The 2050-nt window shown below is 61.1% G+C and carries 1 protein-coding gene and 1 pseudogene; both read right to left on the bottom strand.

Features of this window, described 5'->3' with window-relative positions:
• Positions 1 to 76: 76 nt before the first annotated feature.
• Positions 77 to 820 (bottom strand): hypothetical protein, encoded by a 744-nt coding sequence (locus ABB30_RS16345; RefSeq protein WP_152980771.1) that lies wholly within the window; start codon positions 818 to 820, stop codon positions 77 to 79.
• Positions 821 to 1148: 328 nt separating this feature from the next.
• Positions 1149 to 2050, bottom strand: a pseudogene (locus tag ABB30_RS14685) (sulfite reductase flavoprotein subunit alpha); the annotation flags it as partial.

Here is a 2050-nt window from a genome sequence, read left to right as displayed (position 1 = left end):
GAATCACATGCCGTGAAGCTAAAGCTTCACAACATCGTGCCGCCAGGATTTGACGGGGGAGTCCATACATGAATTGTTAGCCATCACTATCAAAGATGTGCTTGATTGGCGAGACTACGACAATGTTGCGATCTTGGTGCCACTCGACAGAGACGCCTACCAAGCGCGGCGCAATGCTCAAGCCTTGATCAGTCTCCTTAACCATGATCTGAAAGCATGGCCCCCCACTCATTCCAAACAAGTCCGGGGGATTAATCTTAGTCCCTTTAATATCTACAGCCTTCTTTGGTGAATAACCAAGAAGAATAGGGTCCTCGACTTCAGTGTCGCACTGACCATTTTTTAGTGTGGTTGCAAGAAGATTGAAGCAGTGTCGGTCGGTTTTGCCGAATCTAAGCTTTAATTCGTTCTTGGTTCCCGGGTATCCCAGCAGCGAAAATGTTTCCGTTGGCATCCATCCATGCCAGCCACGAGCAAGCGGATAGTGCTTCACACCGAGCAGGCCTAGCTTGTTCAGTTCAGCCTTTTGTAGCGGGCTATAGACGATGTCGTTCTTGGAGTCTCCGAAAAATTCAAGACCGCCTGTGTCATAGGCTTTCCCCTGCAGGTTGATCACCCGTACGGAATACTTCTTTGAGTCCTCAATGACATGATGAGCGGTAATAAGAAATAGATCGTCACGAACTGATGCAATAAATGATGTGCCGAGGCCCGCTGCTGTTACGAAGGATTTGTTGGAGTCGACGAAGACTGGGCAAACCGTATCAACCCAACGCTCACCAACAGACTCGAAGGCTGCTTTTAGATCCTCGGACTGCATTGCCCTCTCCCGTGATGGCTAACACCTATTCGACCGCCTAATTGCGGCCTATTTGCCGAGTGTGGCGGAAGACGTGCAAAAAGTGAACAGGCGTCGAATCAAGAGAATCAATGGCCTGCGGCACAGGCAGGTGCACCAGGCGGCGATCAAGCTTGGGTGTTGGACCGCACATCAGCGGTGTGGGTGGATTACACCCCGCAAACTGCGATGTAACGGCGGCCAGATGGCCGGAAACAACAACGCCCGCGCAAGGCGGGCGTTGTTGATCAAGCGTTGTGTGGGTTGGTCATCCCGCCGCGCAGCGGGTCGCAGGCCCGGCGGGGCGCTGTCAGTACACGTCGCGGCGGTAGCGGCCATCGGCCAGCAGCGCATCGCGGCCTTGCTGGCCGAGTAGTTGCACGATCACCGCGTCCACGTCCGGGGCCATGCCCTTGAGCGAGCCGCAGACCATGACCACGGCGCCGTCGTCCAGCCAGGCCTTGAGTTCATCGGCCTGGGCGGCGAGGGCGTGCTGCACGTGGCGGTGCTGGCCGCCATCGCGGCTGAAGGTGGTGTCCAGTTTCGGCAGCAGGCCGCCGGCATGCCAGGCGTCCAGTTCGTCACCGAAGTGGTAATCGCATGCGCGGCTGCGCTCGCCGAACAGCAGCCAGTTGCGGGTGGCGCCGGCATCGATGCGGGCGCGCAGCTGGCTGCGCAGGCCGGCAATGCCGGTGCCGTTGCCGATCAGCACCAGCGGGGTGTCGTTGCCCGGCGGGTGGAAGCTGGGGTTGGAGCGGATGCGCAGCTGGGTGCTCTGCTGCGGCTGCAGGGTGTCGCACAGCCAGCCGCTGCCCAGGCCGGGGTTGCCGTCCGGGCCGGTAAGGCGGCGCAGCAGCAGGGCCAGGTGGCCGTCGCTGGGCATGGAGGCAATGGAGTACTCGCGGGCTTTGAGCGCCGGTAGGGTCAGTGCCCAGTCCACCGCGTTGCCGGCGGGCAGGGCCGGCGGCAGCTCCACCGTGGCCAGTTGCTCGGCCAGGGTGCGGCCATCGGCCAGGCGCTGTGCACCGTCCAGGCCGAAGATGGCCAGCCACTGGGCCACGCGTGCCGGTGCGTGCTGCGGGGTGATCAGGGCAATGTCACCGGCCTGCCAGGTGAGCAGGGCAGGATCGTTGGGCACCAGCTGCAGGTGGTAGGCCGGGCCGCCCTGGCTGCCGGGGTTGAGCTGGCGGCGCTGGGCCAGGGTCCACGGGG

Origin of the sequence: Stenotrophomonas ginsengisoli, from assembly GCF_001431485.1 — a bacterium.
Classification (GTDB): domain Bacteria; phylum Pseudomonadota; class Gammaproteobacteria; order Xanthomonadales; family Xanthomonadaceae; genus Stenotrophomonas; species Stenotrophomonas ginsengisoli.
Note: the sequence above shows the minus strand (reverse complement) of the source record. Positions and strands in the feature narration are given on the sequence as shown.

Bases quoted from the DNA above. Each gene is read 5' to 3' on its own strand.
- ABB30_RS16345 (WP_152980771.1), bottom strand. From the start codon at position 820: ATGCAGTCCGAGGATCTAAAAGCAGCCTTCGAGTCTGTTGGTGAGCGT.